Source organism: Robbsia andropogonis (genome assembly GCF_034047095.1).
In the GTDB taxonomy this organism is placed as follows: domain Bacteria; phylum Pseudomonadota; class Gammaproteobacteria; order Burkholderiales; family Burkholderiaceae; genus Robbsia; species Robbsia andropogonis.
In genome coordinates this window covers 2,883,746-2,910,325 of sequence record NZ_CP139170.1, presented here as the reverse complement: position 1 = coordinate 2,910,325, position 26,580 = coordinate 2,883,746, and the positions used below count along the sequence as shown (strand labels likewise).

At 60.6% G+C, this 26,580-nt stretch carries 24 protein-coding genes and 1 other RNA gene; 20 read left to right on the top strand and 5 right to left on the bottom strand.

Going from position 1 to position 26,580, the window contains the following annotated elements:
* Positions 1–22: 22 nt before the first annotated feature.
* From ssrA to ompA, 4 genes are all read right to left on the bottom strand, one after another.
* Positions 23–358, bottom strand: a transfer-messenger RNA (tmRNA) gene (gene ssrA, locus SJQ66_RS26180).
* Positions 359–377: 19 nt separating this feature from the next.
* Complete coding sequence (locus SJQ66_RS26175) at positions 378–1,115, bottom strand: HAD-IA family hydrolase (protein WP_024901637.1); 738 nt, start codon at positions 1,113–1,115, stop codon at positions 378–380.
* Between the two features lie 99 nt (positions 1,116–1,214).
* Positions 1,215–1,910 carry a bifunctional 2-polyprenyl-6-hydroxyphenol methylase/3-demethylubiquinol 3-O-methyltransferase UbiG gene (ubiG, locus tag SJQ66_RS26170; RefSeq protein ID WP_036007044.1) on the bottom strand — a complete coding sequence of 232 codons (696 nt, stop codon included), beginning with the start codon at positions 1,908–1,910 and terminating at the stop codon, positions 1,215–1,217.
* Positions 1,911–2,101: 191 nt separating this feature from the next.
* Positions 2,102–2,767, bottom strand: coding sequence for an outer membrane protein OmpA (ompA, locus tag SJQ66_RS26165; RefSeq protein WP_024901635.1), 666 nt, complete (start codon positions 2,765–2,767; stop codon positions 2,102–2,104).
* Between the two features lie 598 nt (positions 2,768–3,365).
* Here ompA and gyrA point away from each other — a divergent pair.
* The 15 genes from gyrA to cysM all read left to right on the top strand — a co-directional run bounded on the left by gyrA (position 3,366) and on the right by cysM (position 20,487).
* The gene (gene gyrA, locus SJQ66_RS26160; protein ID WP_024901633.1) at positions 3,366–6,053 is read left to right on the top strand and encodes a DNA gyrase subunit A; all 2,688 of its coding nucleotides are present in this window, start codon (positions 3,366–3,368) and stop codon (positions 6,051–6,053) included.
* A 145-nt stretch (positions 6,054–6,198) separates the two neighbouring features.
* A complete protein-coding gene (locus SJQ66_RS26155) occupies positions 6,199–6,825 on the top strand; it encodes a DUF2059 domain-containing protein (RefSeq protein ID WP_024901632.1) in 627 nt (208 codons plus the stop codon).
* 258 nt (positions 6,826–7,083) lie between these two features.
* Complete coding sequence (gene serC, locus SJQ66_RS26150; RefSeq protein WP_024901631.1) at positions 7,084–8,190, top strand: 3-phosphoserine/phosphohydroxythreonine transaminase; 1,107 nt, start codon at positions 7,084–7,086, stop codon at positions 8,188–8,190.
* A gap of 133 nt (positions 8,191–8,323) precedes the next feature.
* Complete coding sequence (pheA, locus tag SJQ66_RS26145) at positions 8,324–9,439, top strand: prephenate dehydratase (RefSeq protein ID WP_024901630.1); 1,116 nt, start codon at positions 8,324–8,326, stop codon at positions 9,437–9,439.
* A 9-nt stretch (positions 9,440–9,448) separates the two neighbouring features.
* A complete protein-coding gene (locus SJQ66_RS26140; protein WP_046153525.1) occupies positions 9,449–10,489 on the top strand; it encodes a prephenate dehydrogenase in 1,041 nt (346 codons plus the stop codon).
* Between the two features lie 47 nt (positions 10,490–10,536).
* The gene (aroA, locus tag SJQ66_RS26135; protein WP_024901628.1) at positions 10,537–11,859 is read left to right on the top strand and encodes a 3-phosphoshikimate 1-carboxyvinyltransferase; all 1,323 of its coding nucleotides are present in this window, start codon (positions 10,537–10,539) and stop codon (positions 11,857–11,859) included.
* Positions 11,856–12,551, top strand: a complete 696-nt coding sequence (gene cmk / locus SJQ66_RS26130) for a (d)CMP kinase (protein WP_320534729.1) — start codon at positions 11,856–11,858, stop codon at positions 12,549–12,551. Before aroA ends, cmk begins: the two co-directional genes overlap by 4 nt.
* A gap of 182 nt (positions 12,552–12,733) precedes the next feature.
* The gene (rpsA, locus tag SJQ66_RS26125) at positions 12,734–14,440 is read left to right on the top strand and encodes a 30S ribosomal protein S1 (protein ID WP_024901626.1); all 1,707 of its coding nucleotides are present in this window, start codon (positions 12,734–12,736) and stop codon (positions 14,438–14,440) included.
* A 49-nt stretch (positions 14,441–14,489) separates the two neighbouring features.
* The gene (locus SJQ66_RS26120; RefSeq protein ID WP_024901625.1) at positions 14,490–14,813 is read left to right on the top strand and encodes an integration host factor subunit beta; all 324 of its coding nucleotides are present in this window, start codon (positions 14,490–14,492) and stop codon (positions 14,811–14,813) included.
* Between the two features lie 294 nt (positions 14,814–15,107).
* A complete protein-coding gene (locus SJQ66_RS26115; RefSeq protein WP_024901624.1) occupies positions 15,108–15,416 on the top strand; it encodes a LapA family protein in 309 nt (102 codons plus the stop codon).
* 14 nt (positions 15,417–15,430) lie between these two features.
* Entirely contained in the window at positions 15,431–16,606 is a 1,176-nt protein-coding gene (gene lapB, locus SJQ66_RS26110) for a lipopolysaccharide assembly protein LapB (protein WP_320534728.1), read from the top strand.
* A gap of 40 nt (positions 16,607–16,646) precedes the next feature.
* Positions 16,647–17,711 (top strand): D-glycero-beta-D-manno-heptose-7-phosphate kinase, encoded by a 1,065-nt coding sequence (gene rfaE1, locus SJQ66_RS26105; protein WP_320534727.1) that lies wholly within the window; start codon positions 16,647–16,649, stop codon positions 17,709–17,711.
* A 30-nt stretch (positions 17,712–17,741) separates the two neighbouring features.
* The gene (gene rfaD, locus SJQ66_RS26100) at positions 17,742–18,737 is read left to right on the top strand and encodes an ADP-glyceromanno-heptose 6-epimerase (RefSeq protein WP_320534726.1); all 996 of its coding nucleotides are present in this window, start codon (positions 17,742–17,744) and stop codon (positions 18,735–18,737) included.
* A gap of 367 nt (positions 18,738–19,104) precedes the next feature.
* Positions 19,105–19,359: a ComEA family DNA-binding protein gene (locus SJQ66_RS26095; protein WP_024901620.1), complete on the top strand. Its 255-nt coding sequence runs from the start codon at positions 19,105–19,107 to the stop codon at positions 19,357–19,359.
* Between the two features lie 225 nt (positions 19,360–19,584).
* Complete coding sequence (cysM, locus tag SJQ66_RS26090) at positions 19,585–20,487, top strand: cysteine synthase CysM (RefSeq protein ID WP_024901619.1); 903 nt, start codon at positions 19,585–19,587, stop codon at positions 20,485–20,487.
* 52 nt (positions 20,488–20,539) lie between these two features.
* Here the strand turns inward: cysM and mltB are convergent, their stop codons facing one another.
* A complete protein-coding gene (gene mltB / locus SJQ66_RS26085) occupies positions 20,540–21,640 on the bottom strand; it encodes a lytic murein transglycosylase B (protein WP_046153522.1) in 1,101 nt (366 codons plus the stop codon).
* Positions 21,641–21,815: 175 nt separating this feature from the next.
* Here mltB and SJQ66_RS26080 point away from each other — a divergent pair, with 175 nt between their 5' ends.
* The 5 genes from SJQ66_RS26080 (at position 21,816) to SJQ66_RS26060 (ending at position 26,580) form a co-directional block, all read left to right on the top strand.
* The gene (locus tag SJQ66_RS26080) at positions 21,816–22,820 is read left to right on the top strand and encodes a histone deacetylase family protein (protein WP_320534725.1); all 1,005 of its coding nucleotides are present in this window, start codon (positions 21,816–21,818) and stop codon (positions 22,818–22,820) included.
* 283 nt (positions 22,821–23,103) lie between these two features.
* Complete coding sequence (locus tag SJQ66_RS26075) at positions 23,104–24,135, top strand: methionine ABC transporter ATP-binding protein (RefSeq protein WP_320535379.1); 1,032 nt, start codon at positions 23,104–23,106, stop codon at positions 24,133–24,135.
* Entirely contained in the window at positions 24,128–24,781 is a 654-nt protein-coding gene (locus tag SJQ66_RS26070) for a methionine ABC transporter permease (protein WP_024901616.1), read from the top strand. The genes SJQ66_RS26075 and SJQ66_RS26070 overlap by 8 nt, the downstream gene beginning before the upstream one ends.
* Before the next feature lie 28 nt (positions 24,782–24,809).
* Positions 24,810–25,616 carry a MetQ/NlpA family ABC transporter substrate-binding protein gene (locus tag SJQ66_RS26065; protein ID WP_024901615.1) on the top strand — a complete coding sequence of 269 codons (807 nt, stop codon included), beginning with the start codon at positions 24,810–24,812 and terminating at the stop codon, positions 25,614–25,616.
* Between the two features lie 214 nt (positions 25,617–25,830).
* Positions 25,831–26,580, top strand: a complete 750-nt coding sequence (locus tag SJQ66_RS26060) for an electron transfer flavoprotein subunit beta/FixA family protein (RefSeq protein ID WP_024901614.1) — start codon at positions 25,831–25,833, stop codon at positions 26,578–26,580.

The following is a 26,580-nucleotide window of genomic DNA, read 5'->3' as shown; positions in this document are numbered from 1 at the left end:
CATACGAAATCGCACGTACAAACAACAACGGCCCCCGAAGGGGCCGCGTCCCTCTTCTGTTGCCAAGCCGGGAAGGCTCCGTAAGCGGATATTAGGCCGCTACAGCGTAATTGCGATCGTTTGCATTTACAAGATTGTGCGCTTAACGTGCGTCACCTTTCGAGCCGTCCGCTTCGGTATCCTCACCCCGTCGAAACCAGGTCGACCCCATCAGATAACGACGCCTCGTCTTTCGGCATCGGCATCTGGTGGAGCCGGGGGGAATCGAACCCCCGTCCGGAGCGCCCCAACGTGGCGGTCTTTGTACGACTATGCGCGCAGTGTAGCATGGTCGGCTGCCCCAATGCACATCCCCTCGCCGTGCGCACGGGCAAGTGTCAGCCTCGTGCGCGTTCCAGCAACGGCAACAACGCATCGGGGGTGTTGATCAACCGGTCCGCACCCCATTCGGCGGCCGGCAACGCATCGCCGCAATAGCCATACGCTGCGGCAACCGTCGCCATGCCCGCCGCCCGTCCGGCCTGGATGTCACGAAGATCGTCGCCCACATAGACAATGCGCGCAGGCGACACGTCGAGCAAGGTTGCGGCGTGCAACAACGGCGCGGGATGGGGTTTCGGATGCGCGGTGGTGTCTCCGCACACAAGGCAATCGTTTGTCGGATGCAACGGCAGTTGCGCCACCAGAGGAATGGTCAACCGTTCGACCTTGTTTGTGACAATGCCCCAGCGGATGCCACGCGTGTCGAGCGTTGCCAGCAGTTCAGCAATACCGGGAAACAGCGTGGTCTCCACGCACAGGTCGCGTGCGTAGTTGGCGAGAAACTCATCGCGCATGGCCGGGAAGTCGTCGTGGTCCGGTCCGATGCCGAATGCGACACCCAACAGGCCCCGTGCACCGGACGATGCGACACGGCGTAACGGGTCCAGCGGCAGCAACGGTAGGCCACGATCGCGGCGCATCGCATTGGCGGCGGCGGCGAGATCCGGCGCCGTATCCGCCAATGTACCGTCCAGATCAAATAGAACCGCATCGATCGCTGTCAGCGCGTGGGTATCGATTGGCGTGTTCGTGGGCAAAGGGAGGCCGATATCGTCTGAGGGGGCGTCATTCATCGTGGGGCGAGCGCACAAGGGGGAAGGTGTCCGCGACGCGAGGCGTCACGAGGACATACCGCAGCCGTGCAGTCCACGCAAGACGCACGGCGTTCGGAATCACGTTGGCCGACGGCAGGCAAGCATATAGTTGATGCTGGTGTCATCGGACAGCCCGAAACGCTGGCTGAATGGCCTATAGGTCAGGCCTTTGAAACCGTGCGCGTGCAGTCCGGCGGTGCGTGCGAACGCGGCCAGTTCCGACGGTTTGATAAAGCGCTCGTAGTCATGCGTGCCGCGCGGCAACAGACGAGCAATGTACTCGGCACCGATCACCGCGAACAGATAGGCCTTCACGTTTCGGTTGAGCGTGGAGAAGAAAACCCAGCCCCCCGGTTTGACCAGCGTCGCGCAGGCGCGGACGATGGCCGCGGGGTCGGGAACATGCTCCAGCATTTCCATGCACGTCACGACGTCGTATGTGCCGGGTTCCCGCGCCGCGAGATCTTCGGCGGCGATTTCCTCGTATTCGACAGGTACACCGCTTTCGAGCGTATGCAGGTCGGCCACGCCCAGCGCTTCATGCGACAAGTCGATGCCCTTCACCGATGCGCCCAGCTTGGCCATTGATTCCGACAGAATCCCGCCACCGCAGCCGATGTCGAGTACGCGCTTGCCGGCCAACTGGGCCAGAGAATCGATCCACCCCAAACGAACGGGATTGAGCTCGTGCAGCGGCCGGAACTCGGCATTGGGGTCCCACCAGCGAGAGGCGAGGTCACTGAATTTCTGCAATTCCTGCGGATCTGCGTTCATGGTGTGCGAAGCGTACTGAATGTCGCCAAGTATATCGTTCGAAAGCCGCCACCGCATCCGTCGCCCATTGATGCCAGCGGGGCCGGCGCAGCGTGCAGAAACGGCAAAGCCCCGCCTAGGCGGGGCTTTGGGTCCACGTCCATCATGCGACCGACCGGGGGAATGTCTCCCGGCCGATCGCATCGGCGACATTACTGCGCCGGCGTTTGGACTTGCTGCGTACCAACCACTTCCACTTCCACGCGGCGGTTCGGAGCCAGGCAGCTGATCAGCGCCTTGCGGTTCTTCTGGTTGCAATTCGTCACGACCGGGTTACGCTTGCCCTTGCCTTCCGTATAGATACGGTTAGCCGGCACGCCCTTCGTCACCAGGTACGACTTCACTGCTTGCGCACGGCGCATCGACAGGCGGTCGTTGTACTTGTCCGAACCGATACGGTCCGTGTAGCCCGTTGCCACGACGACTTCCAGGTTCAGCGCTTGCAGCTTCGATGCCAGGTCGTCCAGTTGTTGCTTACCGGCCGGCTTCAGTACTGCCTTGTCGAAGTCGAACAGTGCGTCAGCCTGGTACGTGACCTTCTGGCTGGAGATCACCGGTGCCGGCGGAGCGGGCGGTGCGACCGGAGCCGGTTGTTGTGCAACCAGTGCGCCATCGCACTTCGCGTTAGCCGTTGCCGGCGTCCAGAACGCGTCGCGCCAGCACAGTTCGTTCGTGCCGTTCATCCACACGTAGTCGCCCGAGCCGTTGACCCAGTTATCGTTCGTTGCTTGACGCGATGCCGGAACCGATTGTGCAAATGCCGACGCTGTGGTCAGCGCGGTCGCCGCGACGAGGGCGATCTTCGAAAACTTATTCATATTTCTCCTCTCGATTGTGAGATTACCGCAGCTTTCCTGCGAGCCTGATCACGAAGACAAGTCCTTTGACCGCGCGGAGTATATCACTGCCCCGGCCCGTTCCAGACGTGAGTCATAACGGAGGAGAGCGGCAATCTCGCCATGCAGATCGGACCTCTGAAAACCATTCTGCCACAGAGCGGAAAACCATTCGATAAATTTTTTGAACCTTCCGGAAACTTTGCTGTCGCGGATGTTGTTGTCCTGCCACAACATCCACTCGCTTTCTACGCGGAATCCGAGTCAAATAATTGCGGCGCGAAAGAAGTTGTGGTTCTTGTTCGCGCCGGAGGGGAGGGTAAGGGCCGTCTGAGACGGCGGCGTCTGCGGGCCATAAGGTGGCACCGCGGCAATCGGGTCGAGAAACCAGTGCGCGGCATGGTAAAATCGCGTGATTCGCAACCGACGGGCGGTTGCCGGACGCCTTTCTGGGCGTGCGGTGGTTCCGGGGACGCGGGGTGCGGGTCCGAATGTTGGTCTATCCATAATAATAGGCGAGCATGCGGCGCCGGGCCTGCGCGATAGCCGAAACGGCCGCCGTTCGCCAACGACATGGATAATGGATCAATTCGCGAAAGAGACTATTCCAATCTCCCTAGAGGAGGAAATGCGTCGTTCCTACCTCGATTACGCGATGAGCGTGATTGTGGGACGTGCCCTTCCAGACGTGCGCGACGGACTCAAGCCGGTTCACCGCCGCGTGCTGTATGCCATGCACGAACTGAACAACGATTGGAACCGTGCTTATAAGAAGTCCGCGCGTATTGTCGGGGATGTCATCGGTAAGTACCACCCGCACGGGGACACCGCTGCGTACGACACGATCGTCCGGATGGCGCAAACGTTCTCGCTGCGGTACATGCTGGTGGATGGGCAGGGGAATTTCGGCTCGGTCGACGGCGATAGCGCGGCGGCAATGCGTTACACCGAAATTCGCATGGCGAAGATCGGTCATGAGCTGCTAGCCGATCTCGACAAGGAAACCGTCGATTTTGTGCCGAACTACGACGGTTCGGAGCGCGAGCCCGCGGTGATGCCGGCGCGCGTGCCGAATTTGCTGATCAACGGTTCGTCCGGGATCGCGGTTGGGATGGCGACGAATATCCCGCCGCATAATCTCAACGAGGTGGTGGACGCGTGTCAGCATCTGCTGGCCCATCCGGATGCGACGGTCGACGACCTGATCACGTTTATTCCCGCGCCGGACTTTCCCACGGCCGGGATCATTTATGGCGTAACCGGCGTGCGCGAAGGCTATCGCACCGGTCGCGGCCGCGTGGTGATGCGGGCAAAGACGCATTTCGAGGATATCGATCGCGGCCAGCGGGAAGCGATCATCGTCGACGAGTTGCCCTACCAGGTCAACAAGCGCACGCTGCTCGAACGGATTGCCGAACTGGTCAAGGAAAAGAAGATCGAGGGCATTTCCGATCTGCGCGACGAGTCCGACAAGAGCGGCATGCGCGTAGTGATCGAGTTGAAGCGCGGTGAAGTACCGGAAGTCGTGCTGAACAACCTGTACAAGCAGACGCAGTTGCAGGATACGTTTGGCATGAACATGGTGGCCCTGGTAGATGGCCAGCCGAAGCTGCTGAACCTGCGTGAATTGCTGGAATGCTTCCTGTCGCATCGGCGTGAGGTGGTCACGCGCCGGACGGTCTTCGAATTGCGCCGTGCGCGTGAGCGCGGCCATGTGCTGGAAGGCCTGGCCGTCGCGTTGGCGAACATCGATGAATTCATCGAGCTGATCAAGGCCGCACCCACGCCTCCGGTTGCAAAGCAGGAGTTGATGGCGCGTGCCTGGGATGCGGGTCTGGTGCGCGATATGTTGTCGCGCGCTGAATCCGAGACACCGGGCGGGCGCGAAGCCTATCGCCCAGACAATTTGTTGCCGATGTATGGCATGGGTCAGGACGGTTTATATCGCCTGTCCGATACGCAAGCGCAGGAAATCCTGCAGATGCGTTTGCAACGGTTGACGGGTCTCGAGCAGGACAAGATCACCAATGAATATCGGGACATCATGGCGCAGATCGCCGATCTTCTGGATATTCTGGCGAAGCCGGAGCGCATTACCGCGATTATTTCCGACGAACTGATCGCGGTGAAGCAGGAATTCGGTGATGCACGCCGGTCGCATGTCGAGTTGAACGCGACCGAACTGAATACCGAAGACCTGATAACGCCTCAGGATATGGTCGTGACCATGTCGCATGGCGGGTATGTGAAGTCGCAACCGCTTTCCGAATATGCTGCCCAGCGCCGTGGCGGACGCGGCAAGCAAGCCACGCAAATGAAGGAAGACGACTGGATCGAGACGCTGTTCATCGCGAACACGCACGATTACATTCTCTGCTTCTCGAATCGTGGCCGTGTCTATTGGGTCAAGGTCTACGAGGTACCGCAAGGCTCGCGTAACTCGCGAGGGCGGCCGATCGTCAACATGTTCCCGCTGCAACCGGGCGAGAAGATCAACGTTGTGCTGCCGGTCCGGGAGTTCTCGGACGACCGGTATGTCTTCATGGCGACCGCGTTGGGTACTGTGAAGAAGACGCCGCTGGAGCAATTCAGCCGGCCGTTGCGCAAGGGCATCATCGCGGTGAGCCTGGACGAAGGGGACTATCTGATCGGCGCGGCGATCACCGATGGCAAGCATGATGTGATGCTGTTCTCGGATGCCGGAAAGGCGGTGCGTTTCGACGAAGGCGATGTACGCGCGATGGGCCGTGATGCGCGTGGCGTGCGCGGCATGCAGCTGGAGGATGGGCAATCCGTGATCGCGATGCTGGTGGCGGAAAACGATCAGCAGTCAGTGTTGACCGCCACTGCGAATGGCTTCGGCAAACGGACGCCGATCGAGGAATATACCCGTCATGGCCGGGGTACGAAGGGCATGATCGCGATCCAGACGTCGGAGCGGAACGGTAAGGTCGTGGCCGCGACGCTGGTTGAACCGAGCAGTGAGTTGATGCTCATCACGACAAGCGGCGTGCTAATCCGCACGCGGGTTTCGGAAATTCGCGAGATGGGTCGCGCAACGCAAGGCGTGACATTGATCAGCCTGGACGAGGGGACCTATTTGTCGGGTCTGCAGAAGGTCGTTGAGGCGGAGGTCGCGGCGGCGTTGGGCGACGTGGATTTGGATGAAGGTGACTTGGGCGACGAGCAGTCCGACGGCGCGACGGGTGACACATCTAGTAACGAGGATTCTGGCGAAAGTAGTGGCACGTCTGGCGGCGAGGAGTAAAATCCCGTGCGATATGGGCTGTCGGGTTTGTGAAAGCTATTCGCCGGGCGGGCATGATTCTAGCGTCGTGGCATTTTACGTTCACGAGCCCGGTGTGCGCCGCCCGCAAGGCGTGCGTCTCAGCAGTTATAACAATGGAGCGATGATGCAAAAACGTTTTACACATCTGGTGTTGGCTGCCCTGTTCGTGTCCCCGCTGGCAATGTCGCAGGCTTTGCAAAGCCAGCAACAAGCGCCTGTGCAGCAGGCGCCTGTTGCGCCGCCGGACGCAGCAAAGGCCGCGGCGATAGCCGATCTGTTGAAGGCGATCGATGCCGACAAGCTGGCCGGTGCAATTGGCAACAGCGCTCAGATGCAAGCAAAGCAGTTGGTTCCGGCGATCCTGTCCGATGCACTATCGGAAAACAAGACGCTGACGGACGCACAGAAGCAAGCCGCCGTGCCCGAGTTGCAACAAAACGAAGTGCCGAAGCTGGTGAACAGCGCCGGCCAAGTTTTCGCAACGTCGCAGTTCCGTAATGAAGCGGTGCAGGCTCAGAAGGATGCCTATAACCGTTACTACACGACGTCCGAAATCAAGGATTTGACGAAGTTCTATACGAGCCCGACCGGCAAGAAATTTATCGAAGTGCAGGATCAAGTCGGTCGTGATGTCGTCAACGGTCTGATGCAAAAGTACATGCCGCAGTCGATCCAGGCAACACGTCAGACCGCTGATGCGGATGTCGCCGCAACGAAGCCAGCAACCGGCTCGGCGACGAAGTCGAAGTAATGCCTTGGCGCGGCCTGACGGCGCCCGTGACCCCGGAGGGTTGATCACTACGTGATCACCGAAGGCAATTTTCGCCTTCGGGAGAAAGGTTGGTGAGATAATGGCCGTTTGCGCGATCGCGCAAACGGCCATTTTGTTTTTGCGGCTACCGCGTTTCGCACCGGTTTTCGCCCATATGTTCCATAAGGGCTAGGTCCGGGACGTAATGTGGTCGATCGCGCACAAGTCCCGTTGTCCTTCCTTGCTTGCAGGTTCACCATGCGCGTATTCAATTTCTCCGCAGGCCCGGCCACGCTGCCGGAATCCGTGTTGCGACAAGCTGCCGATGAGATGCTGGACTGGCGTGGCAGCGGCATGAGCGTGATGGAAATGAGTCATCGCGGCAAGGAATACATGGAGATTCACGCAAGAGCGCTGGCCGATCTGCGTGAACTGCTCGGGATACCAGAGAACTATCGGACGTTGTTTCTACAAGGCGGCGGCCTCGGTGAAAACGCGATCGTGCCGATGAATCTGCTTGGCGGGGTCGCAGCGGGACGTGAAGCCAATTTCGTCGTGACCGGATCATGGTCGACGAAATCACAAAAGGAAGCTGAACGGTATGGCGTTGCCCATATCGCCGCATCGGGCAAGGGCGAAGGTTTTATCGGTATCCCGGCGCCGGCGCAATGGCGTCTGTCGGCGAATCCGGCCTATCTCCACATCTGCACCAATGAAACGATCAACGGCATCGAGTGCAATCCGGACCATATCGGTGCGGCTAGCGCACGGTTGGGCGCCCACGTGCCGCTGGTCGCCGACATCTCGTCGCATATGCTTTCCCGACCGATGAATGTGGCGCAATACGGCGTGCTGTTTGGCGGGGCGCAGAAGAACGTGGGCATTGCCGGGCTGACGGTGGTCATCGTGCGCGAGGATTTGCTGGATCGCGCGATGCCGATCTGCCCGTCGGCGTTCGAATGGAAGACGGTTGACGCGAACGATTCGATGTTCAATACGCCGCCGACGTATGCCATTTATATCGCGGGTCTGGTATTCCAATGGATGAAAGCACAAGGTGGCCTTGCGGCCATCGAAGCGCGGAATATTGAGAAAGCTCGCCTGTTGTACGAGACGATCGACAACAGTGATTTCTATCGGAATACGATTCAATCCGATGCGCGTTCGCGAATGAACGTACCGTTTACGCTGGCGGACGAATCGCTGAACACCGCCTTCCTGGAGGGTGCCAAGGCGCGGGGACTGATTCAGTTGAAGGGCCATAAGAGCGTAGGCGGTATGCGCGCCTCGATTTACAACGCGATGCCAATCGAAGGTGTGCGCGCCTTGGTCGACTATATGCGTGAATTCGAGCAACGCGCCTGACGGGGTGGATGGGAGCGATGTCGTGCCCCAGGGGTGCGGTGCGGGGTGAAACGAAACGATCACGGTATCCGGCGTTTGGAGAGCGGCGGATACCGTGAAAGGTCTCAACGGAATGCATAGGGTGGAGCGGGAGATGGAAGGACAGACGGCACACGACGCCAGCACGGCGACAGATTCACTGGAGGCGCAACTACAGCCGTTGCGTGAGCGCATCGACCAACTCGACGCGCAATTGATCGGCCTGCTGAACGAGCGCGCCGCGGTCGCGCACGCCGTGGGTGAGGTGAAGAAGCAGTTTGACGCGCCGGTGTACCGTCCTGAGCGCGAGCAACAGGTGATCAGCCGGTTGCAGCGGATAAGCCAAGGTCCGCTGCGCGACGAGCATATCGCGCACATCTGGCTTGAGATCATGTCGGCGAGCCGTGCCTTGGAAAAACCGACGACGGTCGCCTTCCTTGGTCCGGCAGGCACGTATAGCGAGACAGCGGCGCTCGATTACTTCGGAAATTCGGCCAGTGGCTTGCCCTGTTCGTCAATTGACGAAGTGTTCCGGTCGGTGGAGACGGGCGCGTCGGAATTCGGTGTCGTGCCGGTCGAGAATTCGACCGAGGGCGCAGTGTCGCGCACGCTCGATCTCCTGTTGCACACCACACTGCCCATCATCGGTGAGATCGCCTTGCCGATTCACCATTCACTGCTATCGCGCTCCGGTGCCCTGGCGGATGTGGACGTGGTCTGTGCGCATCCTCAGGCGCTGGCGCAATGCCAGCAATGGTTGTCGACGCATCTGCCGAAAGCGGAGCGTCGTCCGGTGTCCAGCAACGCGGAGGGCGCGCGCCTGGCCGCCGAGGACCCGCGTATCGCCGCCATCGCCGGAGAGCGTGCCGCCGCGCATTACAAACTGCAGACCGCGGCGCCGATGATCCAGGATGATGCGCACAACCGCACCCGCTTCTATGTGTTGGGCGGCACGCCTCCGGCACCGACCGGCGCTGACCAGACGTCCTTGATCCTATCGGTGAAAAACGAAGCAGGTGCGGTATATCGGATGCTGGAGCCATTTGCACGTTATGGCGTGTCGATGACGCGATTCGAGTCGCGTCCGGCACGAAGCGGCAGTTGGGCCTATTACTTCTATATCGATGTCGAAGGACACCGCGACGACGCGAAGGTTGCCGATGCGTTGCACGCGCTGACGGACCAGGCCGCATTCGTGCGGATCGTGGGTTCCTATCCGCGGTCGAAATAGGCGCCAGGAGTGAGTAACCAGCACGATACCGATATCGCCCGTTTCGACACGCTGCTTGTGTGTGGCGTCGGTTTGATCGGCGGTTCCTTGGCGCGCGCCGCGCGCGACGCGCACCGGCAGGGACAGATTCGCGGCGCGGGACGGATCGTCGGTGTCGATCGCGACCCGGCGGCGCTGGCCCGTGCGTGTGCATTAGGCGTCATCGATGAAGGCGTTGTCTTCGATGGCGCATCGTCAGCGGCCGCGCCGGGCGTCACGTCGTCGACAGGCGGCCGCGCGGCCGCTGACAACGCGCCGCCCGCGATCACCGCGGCCGAGGGCACGTCGCTGTCGAAGCAAGTCGGGCAGGCGGACGTGATCGTCTTGTGCATGCCGGTGGCGGCCAGTGTGGGATTACTCCGATGCATCGCCGCCATGATGCGTGCGGACGCGGTGCTGACCGATGTCGGGAGCACCAAGCAGGATATCTGCGCGGCGGCGGCGGCGACACTCGGTCCGCTGGTCGGACGGTTCGTCGCCGGACATCCGATTGCCGGAGCGGCCAGCAGTGGTGTCGAGGCAAGCAGGGCGGATCTTTTTGTCGGGCGTGACGTGATCCTCTGTCCAATCGACGGACAGCACGCCGGACCAACCGATGTCGTCACCGCTTTGTGGCGGGCAATTGGCGCACGGGTGCATACGATGCCCGCGGCCACCCACGACGCGGTGTTCGCCAGTGTCAGTCATTTGCCGCATCTTCTTGCTTTTGCCTACATCACGCATATGCTGGAAACCACGGACCCGGCGCAGCGTTTCGCGCTCGCCGGCACCGGTTTTCGCGATTTTTCGCGGATTGCCGCATCAAGCCCCGATATGTGGCGCGATATCTGTGTGGCAAATCGCGACGCGATCCTCGCGGAGATCGATGCCTATTCGTCCGTATTGGCTCGCTTGCGCGCCGCGATCGATTCCGGTGCGACGGCGCAGACCCAAGCGTTGTTCGAACGGGCGCGGGACGCCCGCGCGGCATGGACGATGCGCGGGGATCAGACGCCCGCCAAGAACCCATAACCCTCACGTGGCAGGCTTGCCTGCCCGTCAAGTATCGTAGAGAGAACATGAAGCAGCTAGTACTGGGCCCCGCATCGGCAGCGCGGGGCAGCGTGGTCTTGCCCGGCTCGAAGAGCATCTCTAACCGCGCATTACTGATGGCGGCGTTGGCGGATGGTGAGACGCGCCTGCGTAATCTGCTGGATTCGGACGATACCCGCGTGATGCTCCAAGCCTTGCGTGTGCTTGGCATCGTCTGGCGCCACGAGGGTGATGCGATTGTCGTTCAGGGCAATCCGGCCGGATTCCCTGTTCGCGACGCCGATATCTTCGTCGGCAATGCCGGAACTGCCGTCCGTCCGCTCACCGCGGCGTTGGCGTTGAACGGCGGCGACTATCGCGTCAGCGGCATCAAGCGGATGCACGAACGCCCCATCGGCGATCTTGTCGAGGGTCTGGTCGGCGTCGGTGCGGCAATCGATTATCTCGGCACTCCGGGCTTTCCGCCGCTGCATATCCGCCCGGGCGATCTTGCGGGTGCCGGCACGACCCGTGAGATTCGCGTTCGAGGTGACGTATCGAGCCAATTCCTGACGGCCTTACTGTTGTCGCTGCCGCGGTTGTCCGAACAGGCGGCATCGGACGAGACCGTCCGGGTATTTGTCGACGGTGAGTTGATCTCGAAACCGTACGTGGAAATCACCACGGGGATGATGGCGCGATTCGGTGTGACGGTGACGCGCGACGGCTGGTCCGGGTTTGGCGTGCGCGCGGCCAGCCGTTTTCACTCCCCCGGCATCTATGACGTGGAAGGGGACGCGTCGTCGGCGTCGTATTTTCTGGCGGCCGGTGCGCTCGGTGGCGGGCCGGTGCGAGTGGAAGGCGTGGGCCGCGAGAGCATTCAGGGCGATGTCCGCTTTGCCGATGCGCTGACGCAAATGGGCGCGAACGTCATGATGGGCGACACCTGGATCGAGGTTCGCGGTGTATCGTCCGATGACGGTCTGCTGGAACCGATCGACATGGACTGCAACTTGATTCCCGATGCCGCAATGACGTTGGCGGTTGCGGCGTTGCATGCGCGCGGGCCATCGACGCTGCGCAACATCGGCAGTTGGCGCGTGAAGGAAACCGATCGCATCGCCGCGATGGCGTGCGAACTGCGCAAGGTGGGCGCGGCGGTGGAGGAAGGCCAGGACTGGCTGCGTGTGATCCCGCCTGAACGCTTGCTGGATGGGGCGGCCATCGATACGTACGACGACCACCGGATGGCCATGTGTTTCTCGCTCGTAAGCCTGCTGGGTGTCAGCGTTACCATCAACGACCCGGACTGCGTCGCGAAGACCTTCCCGGACTACTTTGACCGATTTGCCAAGGTGGTGGTCGCATGAACGGAACACAACGCGGACCGGACGATGCGGCGGGCGTGCCGGTGATCACGATCGACGGGCCTACCGCGTCCGGCAAGGGCACCGTGGCGGCCAGGGTTGCCGCGGCGCTCGGTTTCCATCTGCTCGACAGCGGCGCGCTATACCGGCTGGTTGCCTTGCAAAGCGTGCGCGGCAACGTGGCGGTGGACGACGTCGCCGCATTGGTGCGGATCGCGGAAAATCTGCCTATCCGTTTTACCGATAGTGAGATTCTGTTGGATGGAAGCGACGTTGCCGACGCGCTTCGCGCGGAAGCGATTGGTGTGCGGGCGTCCAGTATTGCCGTTCACGGCCCGGTTCGCGAGGCGTTGGTAACGCGTCAACGCGCGTTTTGCACCGCACCGGGATTGGTTGCCGACGGTCGCGACATGGGCACGGTGATCTTTCCAGAGGCGGGTGTGAAGATCTTCTTGACCGCCAGCGTCGAGGCCCGTGCCGAACGTCGATATAAACAATTGAACAACAAAGGCTTTTCTGTTAACATAGATGACCTGCTAAAGGATTTGCGGGAGCGCGACGCGCGCGACATGCACCGTATGGTCGCGCCGTTGAGGCCCGCGCCTGATGCGCATTTGCTGGATACCTCGTCAATGGGTATCGATGAAGCGGTCCAGCGGGTGCTGAATTGGTTCAAGGCGGCTTGCGCCGGCTGAACCCGAGGTAAAAGTGCAGTCAGTCGTACCTGGAAACACCGGCATAGGCCGGTCACTTGTTTTTAACCTTTAACCCCCCCGCGTCACGATGTCGCTGTAAGCCCGTGTCAGGATTGGATGGCCCTTATCCCGGTCGTCATGATCCGCACGTAGCGGCAAAAACCGGGGTGTCAAACCATTTTATGTCCGACCTCCAAACCGCAACCCCCAACACCGAATCCTTCGCCGCCCTGTTCGAAGAGTCCTTGACCAAGCAGGACATGCGCGCCGGCGAAGTGATCTCGGCCGAAGTCGTCCGTATTGACCACAACTTTGTTGTGGTGAACGCCGGCCTGAAGTCCGAAGCGTACATCCCGATCGAAGAGTTCCATAACGACGCAGGCGAAGTCGAAGTGATGCTGGGCGATTTCGTCTCGGTAGCGATCGATGCGCTGGAAAACGGCTATGGCGACACGATCCTGTCGCGCGACAAGGCGAAGCGCCTGGCATCGTGGCTGGGCCTGGAAAAGGCGCTGGACAACGACGAGATCGTTGCCGGCACGGTCACCGGCAAGGTGAAGGGCGGTATGACGGTGATGATCAACGGCATCCGCGCGTTCCTGCCGGGTTCGTTGGTCGACACGCGTCCGGTCAAGGACACGACGGCCTATGAAGGCAAGACGCTGGAATTCCGCGTCATCAAGCTGGATCGCAAGCGTAACAACGTCGTGGTGTCGCGCCGTGCCGTCGTGGAAGCGACGCAAGGCGAAGAGCGCGCGAAGCTGCTGCAAACGCTGAAGGAAGGCGCGATCGTCAACGGCGTGGTCAAGAACATCACCGACTACGGCGCATTCGTGGATCTGGGCGGTATCGACGGCCTGCTGCACATCACCGACATCGCGTGGCGCCGTGTGCGTCACCCGAGCGAAGTGCTGTCGGTCGGTCAAGACGTCACGGCCAAGGTCCTGAAGTTCGACCAAGAGAAGAACCGTGTTTCGCTGGGCATGAAGCAACTGGGCGATGATCCGTGGGAAGGTATTTCCCGTCGCTACCCGTCGAACACGCGTCTGTTCGGCAAGGTTACGAACATCACCGAATACGGTGCATTCGTTGAGATCGAAACGGGTATCGAAGGCTTGGTTCACGTGTCCGAAATGGACTGGACCAACAAGAACGTCGCGCCGAACAAGGTTGTGCAGTTGGGCGACGAAGTCGAAGTCATGGTGCTGGAGATCGACGAAGACCGTCGTCGTATCAGCCTCGGCATGAAGCAATGCAAGCCGAACCCGTGGGACGACTTCAGCCGCAACTACAAGAAGGGCGACCGTCTGCATGGCGCGATCAAGTCGATCACCGACTTCGGCGTGTTCATCGGTCTGCCGGGCGGCATCGATGGCTTGGTCCACCTGTCCGACCTGTCCTGGAACGAGAGCGGCGAGGAAGCGGTTCGCAAGTACAAGAAGGGCGACGAAGTGGACGCGATCGTGCTGGGTATCGACGTGGACAAGGAGCGGATCTCGCTGGGCATCAAGCAGATGGAAGGCGACCCGTTCAGCAACTTCGTGGCAATGAACGACAAGGGTTCCCTGGTCAAGGGCACCGTGAAGGCAGTGGACCCGAAGGGTGCTGTCGTGCTGTTGTCGGCGGAAGTTGAAGGTTACCTGCGTGCTTCGGAAATCTCGCAAGACCGTGTGGAAGATGCGCGCAACGTGTTGAAGGAAGGCGAGGAAGTGACGGCGGTCATCATCAACGTCGATCGCAAGTCGCGTGGTATCAGCCTGTCCGTGAAGGCGAAGGATTCGGCCGAGCAACAGGAAGCGGTCCAGAAGTTCCAAGCGGACAGCTCGGTTGCTGGTACGACGAATCTGGGTGCGTTGCTCAAGGCCAAGCTGGACGGCCAGGGTCAGTAAAGCAGCACCATAGCCATCAAGCGACTCAGCGAACGGGGTAAAGTAGGGAATGACGAGATCGGAGTTGGTGATCCAGTTGGCGTCGCGTTTTCCGCAACTTGTCGTCAAGGATGCGGACTTCGCGGTGAAGACGATGCTTGATGCGATGTCCGACGCGTTGGCGAGCGGACATCGTATCGAAATTCGCGGATTTGGCAGCTTTGCGTTGAATCGCCGGCCCTCGCGTGAAGGTCGCAATCCGAAGTCGGGTGAGAAAGTGCTGGTGCCGGAGAAATTCGTCCCCCACTTCAAGCCTGGTAAAGAGTTGCGCGAGCGCGTGGATAGGGGTGCCGATCAGCCTTTGAAGGCGTCGAAAGACGACGACGAGGTTTGAGTTAACTGCTTCGATTGTGTTTTTACCGCATGTTGCTTGAGCAGGTGCGATGTAATACGCGACACGGCCGGACTGCGGTGCGGCATCTGACGCGAACCCGCCGATAGCTGTTCCTGAGTCTCCGCCGGTAACACTTGACGCTGGTGGGAGCGAGCCAAAGAGGCGCCTTCGGGCGCCTCTTTGTTTTGGAGCGATGCGTTTGCGCGCAGGGCTGGCCATCATTCCAGGCCCTCCGCGGGCCGCTTCCTTTACAATAACGACGTCACACTGACTCACCTTCGAGGGCGCGGGTATATGAAGTTCATCGTCTGGCTGATTCGACTCATCATTTTCGTGGTGTTCCTGGTCCTAGCGCTCGGGAATCTGCAGGATGTCCAACTGAATCTGCTGGCGGGCTATGTCTGGAACGCGCCGATGATCGTGGTGGGCCTGCTGTTCTTCGTCGTGGGGGCATTGGCTGGTGTGCTCGCCGCGTTGCCGGGACTGATGCGGCGAGGACGCGAGCTGTCGCGGCTACGTCGCGAGGTAAAGACGCTCCGCGAGCAGCAGACCAGTACGGTTCAGGTACCGCACGACGTGCCGCCCATGCCGCCGATCATTTGATGACAGTCTGAGATATGGATCTTGATTTCTGGTGGCTGCTGGTCATCCCCGCGATGTTCTTTCTGGGATGGGGCGCTGCCCGCTTCGATTTGAAGCATTTGTTGTCTGATGCAGCTAATTTGCCGCGATCTTACTTCCGCGGCCTGAATTTCCTGTTGAACGAACAACCGGACAAGGCGATCGATGCATTTATCGAGGTCGTCAAGCTGGACCCGGAAACCACCGAACTGCACTTTGCGTTGGGCAGCTTGTTTCGTCGGCGCGGCGAAACGGAGCGCGCGATTCGCGTGCATCAGAATCTGCTGAATCGCCAAGATCTCCCGGTCAATGAGCGCGACCACGCGCTGTATGAATTGGGGCAGGACTTCCTGAAGGCAGGGTTGCTGGACCGTGCGGAACAGACCTTCGGCCAGATCGACGCCGGTCTCTACCGCACGGAGGCGGAAAAGGCGCTGCTGACGATTTTCCAGATCGAAAAGGACTGGCGCCGGTCGATCACGGCCGCGCACGCGCTCGAGGCGTCGGGCGTGCCGTCACTGAAAAGAGAAATTTCCCAGTTCCATTGCGAGATTGCGTTCGAGGCGTTGCAACGTGGCCAGCGCGACGCGGCGCGCGAGGCTTTGGGGCAGGCGCTCGATGTGAATCCCGCGAACGTCCGGGCAACCATTCTTCTAGGGGATCTGGCGGCCGCCGAGGGCCGTACCGACGACGCCATCGACTGCTACAGCCGCGTGGAGGCACAAGACCCGGTATACCTGCCGCTGGTCGCGGAGCCGATGATGAAGGCCTATGGCGCGGCTGACCGTGCCGCCGAAGGCGCGCGTCGTCTGGTGGGGTATCTGGACGCGCATCCAAGTGTGGATTTGCTCGATACCGCATACAAACATGTCATGGCGACCGGTGGGGTGGAAGAGGCGCATGCGCTGGCTCTGCGCCAGATGGAGCAGTCACCGAGCGCCGCCGCCACGCTGTTGCTGCTTGATGCGCAGATTGTCACCAGCGATCCGGCTCGCGCGAAAGAGCTGACGTTGATGCGAAACCTGATCAAGCAACGTACGCGCAATCTCCCGCGTTACACTTGCGGCAATTGCGGTTTCCGCGCGCGCCTGTTTTATTGGCAATGCCCCGGGTGCAGTCACTGGGAAAGTTATGTGCCGCGGCGTTCCGAGTCGCTTGCCGGTAGCGCTTGAAGCGCTGGCCGCTGACCATCCCTGATCGGATTGTTTGTCGATGTCCTCTACTACGTCTTCTTCGTTGTCCGTGCCTGGCGACCGCCCGGTGCGCCTTGATTCGCCCAATGCGGCGGCGGTCCTGACCGAAAGCGCCGTCACGTCGTCCGACGCGCCCGCGCCATCGGACACGGTCTCGGCAACCCGCGAGACCCTGGCGCGCGCGTCGGTATTGGTGGTTGGCGATGTCATGCTGGATCGTTATTGGTTTGGCGACGTCAACCGTATTTCCCCGGAAGCCCCGGTTCCGGTGGTGTTGGCGCAGCGCATCGAGGAACGGCTCGGCGGCGCGGCAAACGTGGCGCGCAATGTTGCGGCCCTCGGCGCCCAAGGCGGGCTGCTATGCGTGATCGGCAATGACGAGCCCGGTCAGCGCATCATCGAATTACTGGCCGAGAGCAAGGTCACCGCGCATATCGAACGTGATGCCGCCTTGCCGACGACCATTAAGCTGCGTGTTCTCGCCCGGCAGCAGCAGTTGCTGCGTGTCGATTTCGAGAGCAGTCCGGGGCATGAGGTGCTGCTGGCGTGCCTTGATCGTTTCGACGCATTGCTGGGGAATACCGGTGTCGTAGTGCTGTCCGATTATGCGAAGGGCGGTCTCACGCACGTCGGCGAAATGATCCGCCGCGCGCGCGGGGCGGGGAAGGCCGTGCTGGTCGACCCGAAGGGAAGCGACTGGGCGCGCTATCGCGGTGCCACGCTGCTGACGCCAAATCGCGCCGAGCTGCAACAGGTGGTGGGCGGTTGGTCGTCCGAAGCGGAATTGCTCGCAAAGGTCGACGCGTTGCGTGCCGACCTCGCGCTGGACGCGTTGTTGCTCACCCGCTCGGAAGATGGCATGACGCTGTTCACCGCGCAGCCGCCGGTCTCCGTGCCGGCGCAAGCGCGCGAAGTGTATGATGTTTCCGGTGCCGGCGACACGGTGATCGCCACGCTCGCGGTGATGCTGGGTGCCGGCTTGCCATTGGTCGAGGCGGTACGGATGGCGAACCGTGCGGGCGGCATCGTCGTCGGCAAGCTGGGTACGGCGACCGTCGAGTACGACGAATTGTTTCCAGTCTGATATTTTTGTCTTTTCTGAGCGCGAATTCCCATGACTTTGATCGTCACCGGTGCGGCCGGTTTTGTTGGCGCCAATATCGTCAAGGCGCTGAATGCGCGCGGTGAACGCGACATCATCGCGGTGGACAACCTGACCCGTGGCGATAAATTTCATAATCTCGTCGATTGCGAAATAAGCGACTATCTTGACAAGCAGGATTTCGTGGCGCGCTTCGCGAAAGGCGAGTTCGGCAAGGTTCGCGCGATTTTCCACGAAGGTGCCTGTTCGGATACGATGGAAACCGACGGTCGCTACATGATGGAAAACAATTTCCGTTATTCGCGTGCACTGCTCGACGCATGCCTGACGCAGCGCGTGTCCTTTCTGTATGCATCGTCGGCCGCGACCTATGGCGCCTCGACGACTTTCGTCGAATCGCGCGAGTTTGAGAAGCCGCTGAATGTGTATGGCTATTCGAAATTCCTGTTCGACCAGATCGTGCGCCAGAAACTGCCGCAGGCACAAAGCCAGATTGCCGGTTTCCGCTATTTCAATGTCTACGGGCCGCGTGAGTCGCACAAGGGGCGCATGGCGTCGGTGGCCTTCCACAATTACAACGAGTTCCGTGCAAATGGCTCGGTTCGCCTGTTCGGTGAGTACAACGGCTATGCAGCCGGCGAACAGACACGCGACTTCGTGTCGGTGGAAGATGTGGCCAAGGTCAATCTGTTCTTCTTCGACAATCCGTCGAAGTCGGGGATTTTCAACCTTGGCACCGGCGCGGCTCAGCCGTTCAACGATATCGCGCGAACGGTCGTGAACACGCTTCGCGCCAAGGACGGCCATGCTCCGATGAGCCTCGAAGAGCTGGTCAGCGCTGGCTTGCTTGAGTATGTCGCCTTCCCGGACGCATTGCGTGGTAAATATCAATGCTTCACGCAGGCTGACATCGGTGCATTGCGGGGTTCGGGGTACGATCAGCCATTCCTGACCGTGGAGCAGGGTGTCTCCCGGTATGTAGAATGGTTGTCGGCCACGGTCAAGTAAGGCACTTCGTTGTCTTGTCAGCACAAGCGCGCTTCTCCCGCGCGCGATGCTCGCGGTTATGCCATGCGCTGCCTTTTTTCAGCAGCACATCGTCTAGTGTGCATTGTCACACATGTCTTCATTCTCCCCCCTCGCGTATCGCCTTCGCGGCGCAGCCCCAAAGACGCGCGGTCCTTCAGCGTTTCTTCGACGGTTCCTTGTCGCATGATCATCATGCGGTGACGATGCTTTTTTGCGATGCATGTGTTGTCAATTCCTATGCTTTTTAGTTAGCTTTAGGCCTCACTCCACGCTCTGTAAAGTTAGAAATGCAGACTAATCGCTAATCCAGCGCTGAAATCTGCGTTCTTTACACGAGGAAAAGTCCATGTTGAAAAAACTGCTGGCCGCCGCCGTAGTGTTTGCATCCACCGCGTCCATGGCCTGGGCCGTGAATATGAATACGGCCAGTCCGGAGGATATTGCCAAGCACGTTACCGGCATTGGCCCGAAATTGGCGCAGGCCATCATTTCAGAGCGGGAGAAGCAACGCTTCGCCGACGCCCAGGATATGACGCGTGTACGTGGAATCGGCGATAAGATGGTCAACCGCATTGCGGAGTCCGGCGCGACATTCGATTGATATCCCGAACGGCTAAACAATCAGGTGGCGTGTTGACGCCACTTGGGTCTTAGCACCCTATCTCCCTATTCCTGGCAGGGGATTGCCTGTCAGGAATAGGAAAAAAGCGTGATTGGTCTAGCCAACCGATCGCGCTTTTTTTATGGGCGCGTCGCGCCGCCGGTCGACCGAGACTCAATCGGCTACAATCGTCGCACGGTGGCAAGGACTAATTTGAGCGTGATGATGGCCTACAAAACGATTGAAGATACGATCGGCAATACGCCGCTGGTGCAATTGGTGCGGCTGGTCGACGACGAGATACGCGCGCGCGGCAATGTCGTGTTGGCAAAGCTGGAAGGCAATAATCCGGCGGGATCGGTGAAGGACCGACCGGCATTGTCGATGATCAAGAAGGCGGAGGCGCGCGGCACCATCAAGCCGGGCGACACGTTGATCGAAGCGACGAGTGGCAACACCGGTATCGCGTTGGCGATGGCCGCGGCATTGCGTGGCTACAAGATGATCCTGATCATGCCGGAAGATCTTTCGATCGAACGGCGCCAGAGCATGGCCGCGTATGGTGCGGAGATCCAGTTGACGCCTGTCAGCGGGGGCATGGAATACGCTCGTGATCTAGCGGAGAAGATGCAGCGCGAAGGGAAGGGCGTGATCCTGGACCAATTCGGTAATCCGGATAATCCGGTCGCCCATTACGAGGGCACGGGTCCCGAGATCTGGCGCGACACCGAAGGGCGCATCACCCATTTCGTGTCGTCGATGGGTACCACCGGCACCATCATGGGGACATCACGATTCTTGAAGGAAAAGAACGATGGTATCCAGATTGTTGGCGCGCAGCCGGCGGAAGGATCGCGTATTCCGGGCATCCGGAAATGGCCCGAAGCGTATATGCCGACGATTTTCGACCGCGCGCGGGTCGATCGGGTTGAGTCGGTATCGCAGGTGGAGGCCGAGACGATGACGCGCAAGATGGCATCGGTCGAGGGCATATTCGCGGGTATCTCGAGCGGCGGGACCGCGCATATCGCGCTGAAGCTGGCGCGCGAGCTTGACAATGCGACCATCGTGTTCATCGTCTGCGACCGCGGTGATCGTTACTTGTCCACCGGCGTATTTCCTGCCTGATCCACGCGCCACCGCTTGCCGCCAATACGCGGGCGGCGCGATGGCACAAGGATCAACCGCCGCTCGCCAGCATCTTCGCCTTGATCGCTTGCGCCAATTGGTAGACCGACGTCGCGTAGAAGAAACTGCGGTTGTAGCGTGTGATGACATAGAAGTTGTTCAGGCCCAGCGCGTATTGCGTGGCCTGACCTGGCGTCGGAAGGTCGACGACCGTCACCGGCGTGCCTTGCATCGCGTTGATGTCAACGTCCGGTTCATCGAGCAGCATGCCCGCTTTCGTCAGTTGTCCCAGCGCCCAATGCGGTTCCGGCTTCCCGTCGGCAGCAGCTTGCGCGATGCCCTGACTGCCTGCATCCGCGCCGATGCGCCACATGACCGGCTGACCACTTTCCCACCCATTTTGCTTCAGGTAATTCGCAACGCTGCCGATCGCGTCCGCGGCGCTGCTGCGCAGATCGATCGAGTTCGAGTTGTCAAAGTCCACCGCATATTGCGAAATGCTGGAAGGCATGAATTGCGGAATACCGATGGCGCCCGCGTACGATCCCTGGACCGACGCGGGATCGATATTTTGATCGCGTGTCCAGATCAGCAGGTCCGCCAGATTCTTACGGAACATCTGCATCCGGTCGTTGCGATTCGGCGTGTTCGGATAGTCGAATGCCAAGGTCGTCAGCGCATCGAGTACGCGAAAGTTGCCCATGTATTTGCCATACAGCGTTTCCACGCCGATGATCGCGACGATTACTTCCGGTGGCACACCGTACTGTGCACTCGCTTTGTCGAGCCACTGGCGGTTTGCCTGCCAGAACTTCACACCGCCGTTGATGCGAATCGGTTCGATGAATCGGCGCTGGTAGACGCTCCAGTTCTTCGCCGATGGGTTTGGCGAGGGCGTGACGAGCTTGACGGCGCTGGCGGAATAGCTGACCTGGTTGAAGATCTGGTGCAACACAGCCGGATCGAAATCGTAGCGGGCGACCAGGTCGTCGATGAACGCGTTGACTTGCGGGTCGTTTTCAAACCGTTGCGGGACGATTTCCTCTTCGAACATCTGGCCATTCGCCGGTGTGGCCTCCGGTGCGCCTTGCGCATGCGCGGCTGCGCCGGCAAAGCTCAGCGCCGCTACGCCGCATGTCAGCATCAGGCGCATCGCGGTCAAGGAAAATCGGCCAGAGGAACAGGGCGCAGTTGTGCGCGCGAAGGTCCTCAACCCGCGGTGAAACGTCAAGATCATGGTCATGTATCGTTGCGGTGTTGTTTGGGAGTATAACGTACGACATCGAGTGTGCCCGGCCATGGACCGGCCGCGCCCCCTGGAGACCGCAATGCCCAGCGCTTTCTTTTCGCATCGCGACTGCCTCCGGCACCAGACGGATGCCGGACACCCCGAATGTCCGGAACGGCTGCATGCAATCGATGACCAGGTCATCGCGGCACGGCTCGACGCGTGGTGGCTGCCGCAAAGCGCACCGCTTGCGGATCGCGCCAGCTTGCTGCGCGCCCACGACGCCGACTATCTCGATCGGATTGCCGCGTGCGTGGCATCGCTGTCGGCCACGCCGCAGGGGCCATCATCGGCGGCAGCAGGGGACGGCGCACGGAAAACGTCACCTCGGTCCGCCATGGATGGGACGTTCGCCTACCTGGATGGCGATACCGTCGTCAGTCCGGGTTCCTGGCAGGCCGCGCTTCGGGCGGCGGGCGCGGCGGTGGCCGCGACCGATGCGGTCCTCGATGGCCGGTTCGACAACGCCTTTTGCAGCGTCCGCCCACCAGGACACCACGCCACCCGCAATCAGGCGATGGGGTTTTGTCTGATCAATAACGTGGCCGTTGCCGTACTCCACGCATTGGCGGAACGAGGTTTGCAACGGGTCGCCATCATCGATTTCGATGTGCACCACGGCAACGGCACCGAGTCGATCTTTGCCGGCGACGACCGCGTGTTGATGTGCAGTACCTTCCGGCATCCTTTCTATCCTCACTGCGGCGTGCCCGGACCGGCCTCGAACATCGTCAACGCGCCGTTGTCCGCCGGCGCCGATGGGGCGGCGTTCCGTGACGCCGTGCAGACGCACTGGCTGCCCAGACTGCAGGCTTTTGCACCGGAAATGGTGTTTGTCTCCGCCGGTTTCGATGCCCATCGGGAGGATGAGATGGGCGGGCTGGCGCTGGTGGAGGCCGACTACGCCTGGGTGACCGAAAAAGTCCGCGACATCGCCATGCAATATGCTGCCGGCCGCATCGTGAGCGTGCTCGAGGGTGGCTATGCTTTTTCGGCGTTGGGGCGTAGCGTGGTCGCTCATCTCAGGGCAATGGCCAATCTATAGACGGGTTCCCGGGGTATGGCCCGCCGATAAGGTCCGGATTGCAGCGTCAAATTGTCTCGGTTCATAGTTTTTGCTTATATGCTGATGGCGAACGTTTCTGATCGGTCAGGTTTGCGCAAGGTAGAATGCGGGTCTTTTACAGGCTGGCATGGACTTCGTCGGTCCCTGCCGCCGCCTGTGCCAATCCTGCATGACACCAACCCCATGCACCAATACGCTCCGGTGCCACGCCGGGTGGCACGCGGTGCGTGAAGCCTTGCCGGTGTCGCCAACAGACCGTTTCATGATCGACATATCGGACTTGACGCAACGCTTTCCCGGCTCAAAAGGCCCGGTGGAGGCGTTGCGCGCCATCAACCTGAAGATTGCAGCCGGCGAAGTGTTCGGCATCATCGGCCGCAGCGGTGCCGGCAAGAGCACGTTGGTGCGGACGATGAACCTGCTGACACGGCCCACCGAAGGACGGGTCGTCGTTGCCGGGCGTGACTTGACTGCGTTGTCGCCGGATGCGTTACGTGCCGCGCGTCGCGACATCGGCATGATCTTCCAGCATTTCAACCTGCTGTCCTCGCGAACCGTCTACGGGAATGTGGCACTGCCGCTGGAATTGGCCGGCATCTCGAAAGCGCAAATCGAAAAGACGGTCACGCCGTTGCTCGAACTGGTCGGGCTGAACGGTCATCGCGACCGCTATCCCTCACGGATCAGTGGTGGTCAGAAGCAGCGCGTGGGCATTGCGCGCGCGTTGGCGAGTCAACCGAAGGTGCTGCTTTGTGATGAGGCGACGTCTGCGCTCGATCCCGAGACGACGCGCTCGATTCTCGACCTGCTGCGCAAGATCAACAAGGAACTGGGACTGACCATTGTCCTGATCACGCACCAGATGGAAGTGATCCGGCATATCTGCGACCGCGTCGCCGTACTCGACGCGGGCCGCGTCGTGGAGAGCGGCCGGGTCATCGACGTGTTCCTGCAGCCGCACCACGAAGTCACACGCGCGATGATCGGAGACGTGATTGCGCAAGAACTGCCGCCGGGACTGAAGGCACGTATCGGCGAAAAACTGGTGGCGGGTCGCGATCACCTGTTCCGCCTGGCTTTTTCCGGCGACGGCGTGGGTGAGCCTGTGATTTCGGAAAACATTCGTCGCTTCGCGATCGATATCACGATCCTGCACGGTCAGGTCGCCGAGATCCAGGGCCAGGCATTCGGTTCGCTGGCGGTGCTGGCCAGCGGTGCACCGGGAACCGTGGCCGAAGCGATGGCGTCGCTGCGGACACGCGGCGTGATCGTCGAGGAGTTGTCGCATGCTTAGCCAAATGTATGACCTGTTCCTCTCGTCGTTCTGGGAAACGTTGTTCATGGTCGGTATTTCCGGCGTGATCGGTGCCGCGGTGGGCGTGCCCATCGGCATTGTGCTGTATCTGACCGACCGCCAGGGTGTGTTGTCGAATGCCGCTGTCAATGGCGTGCTCGGTGTCATCGTCAATGCCGTTCGCAGTACGCCATTCATCATCCTGCTGGTGGCGGTGATCCCGTTCACGCGCCTGATCGTCGGGACATCGATCGGGACCGCGGCGGCCATCGTGCCGTTGACGATCGCGGCGGCGCCTTTTGTCGCGCGTCTGGTGGAGACGGCATTGCGTGAAGTCGACCGGGGCCTGATCGAGGCGGCACAGTCGATGGGGGCATCCAACTGGCAGATCGTGACAAAGGTGCTGTTACCTGAGGCCTGGCCTGGCGTGATCGCGGGTCTGACGATCACCTTCGTCAGCCTGGTGGGCTATTCCGCGATGGCCGGCGCGATTGGGGGGGGAGGGCTCGGTGACCTGGGTATCCGCTATGGCTATCAACGCTTCCAGCCGGACGTGATGGTGGCGGTGGTGCTGATTCTGATCGTCTTCGTGCAACTGGTGCAGTCCGCCGGTGACTGGCTGGTGCGCCGCTTGAGCCATAAGTAATCCATTACCCATACGAGGCAAACCGCCCATGCAACGCCGTTCTCTCTGCAAGTTGATCGCGACCACTGTTTCAGCGATGGCATTGTCCACCGCCGCACTGCACGCCATGGCAGCTGATGAGACCATTAAAATTGGTGTCACGGCGGGACCACACGCGCAGATCATGGAGCAGGTCAAGAAAGTAGCCGCCCATGAAGGCTTGAATCTGAAGATCATCGAATTCAGCGATTACGTACAGCCGAACGCGGCGCTGGCGGCCGGTGATATCGATGCAAACAGCTATCAGCACCAGCCGTACCTGGACGCGCAAGTACGCGACCGCGGTTACAAGCTGGTCAGCGTGGCGCAGACGATTAATTTTCCGATGGGCATTTATTCGCGCAAGATCAAGTCGCTCTCCGAGTTGAAGTCGGGCGCGCGCGTCGCCTTGCCGAATGATCCGACCAACGGTGGTCGGGCCTACCTGCTGCTGCAAAAGGCGGGACTGATCAAGCTGCGTGCGGGGGCGGGCCTGTCCGCGACATCGATCGATGTCGCCGAGAATCCGAAAAAGCTGAAATTCGTTGAATTGGACGCCGCGCAGATCCCGCATTCGCTGGATGACGTGGATATTGCCGCGATCAACACAAACTTCGCGCTGGAAGCAGGCTTGTCGCCGGCAAGGGATGCGATCGAGCTGGACCCGCCAACCGGCCCGTATGCGAACGTGCTAGTCGTGCGCGCGCAGGACAAGGATAAGCCGTGGGTCGCGAAGTTGGTAAAGGCTTACCGGTCGCCGGAAGTGAAACAATTCGTGACAACCACGTTCAAGGGCTCGGTCATCACCGCGTGGTAATGTCGCGAATAGCACTGGAAAGCCCGCCTGGTGTGGGTTTCCGCCGTGGGATGTGTGACCGTGACCGGTGATCGCCCGATGGGTGCGGCAGTCTTATTCCGTAGTAAATCCCCTCACTAGAGTGCAGTATCAGTGACGGCGGTAGAATTTTCGAAGTTTTCCCATATAGAATAGAACGATCGTTCGTGATTGTTCTGAGCCGAGGAGCGTCTGCATGAAAATCTTGGTGCCCGTCAAGCGCGTGGTCGACTACAACGTCAAGGTGCGTGTGAAGTCCGATGGCACGGGTGTCGACATTGCCAATGTGAAGATGTCGATGAATCCATTCGACGAAATTGCCATCGAGGAAGCGGTTCGATTGAAGGAAGCCGGCGTGGTTACCGAGATCGTCGCCGTGTCGTGTGGTGTGACCCAGTCGCAAGAAACGCTGCGCACCGCGTTGGCGATCGGCGCGGACCGCGCGATCCTGGTGGAATCGACCGAGGAATTGCAGCCGCTGGCTGTCGCCAAGATCCTGAAGGCGCTGGTCGACAAGGAACAGCCGCAGTTGGTGATTCTGGGCAAGCAGGCGATCGATGACGATTCGAACCAGACCGGCCAGATGCTGGCGGCGCTGGCGAACCTGCCGCAGGCGACGTTCGCGTCGAAGGTCACCGTGGCCGATGGTCGCGTGACGGTCGCGCGGGAAGTGGACGGTGGCGCGGAAACGCTGTCGCTGTCACTGCCGGCGGTGGTGACGACGGACCTGCGCTTGAACGAGCCGCGCTACGTCACCTTGCCCAACATCATGAAGGCGAAGAAGAAGCCGCTCGAGACGGTGACACCGGATGCGCTGGGCGTGGATGTCGCGCCGCGCCTGAAGACGCTGAAGGTATCCGAGCCGCCGCAACGCAAGGCCGGGGTCACGGTACCCGACGTCGCCGCGTTGGTCGATAAACTGAAGAACGAAGCGAAGGTGTTGTAA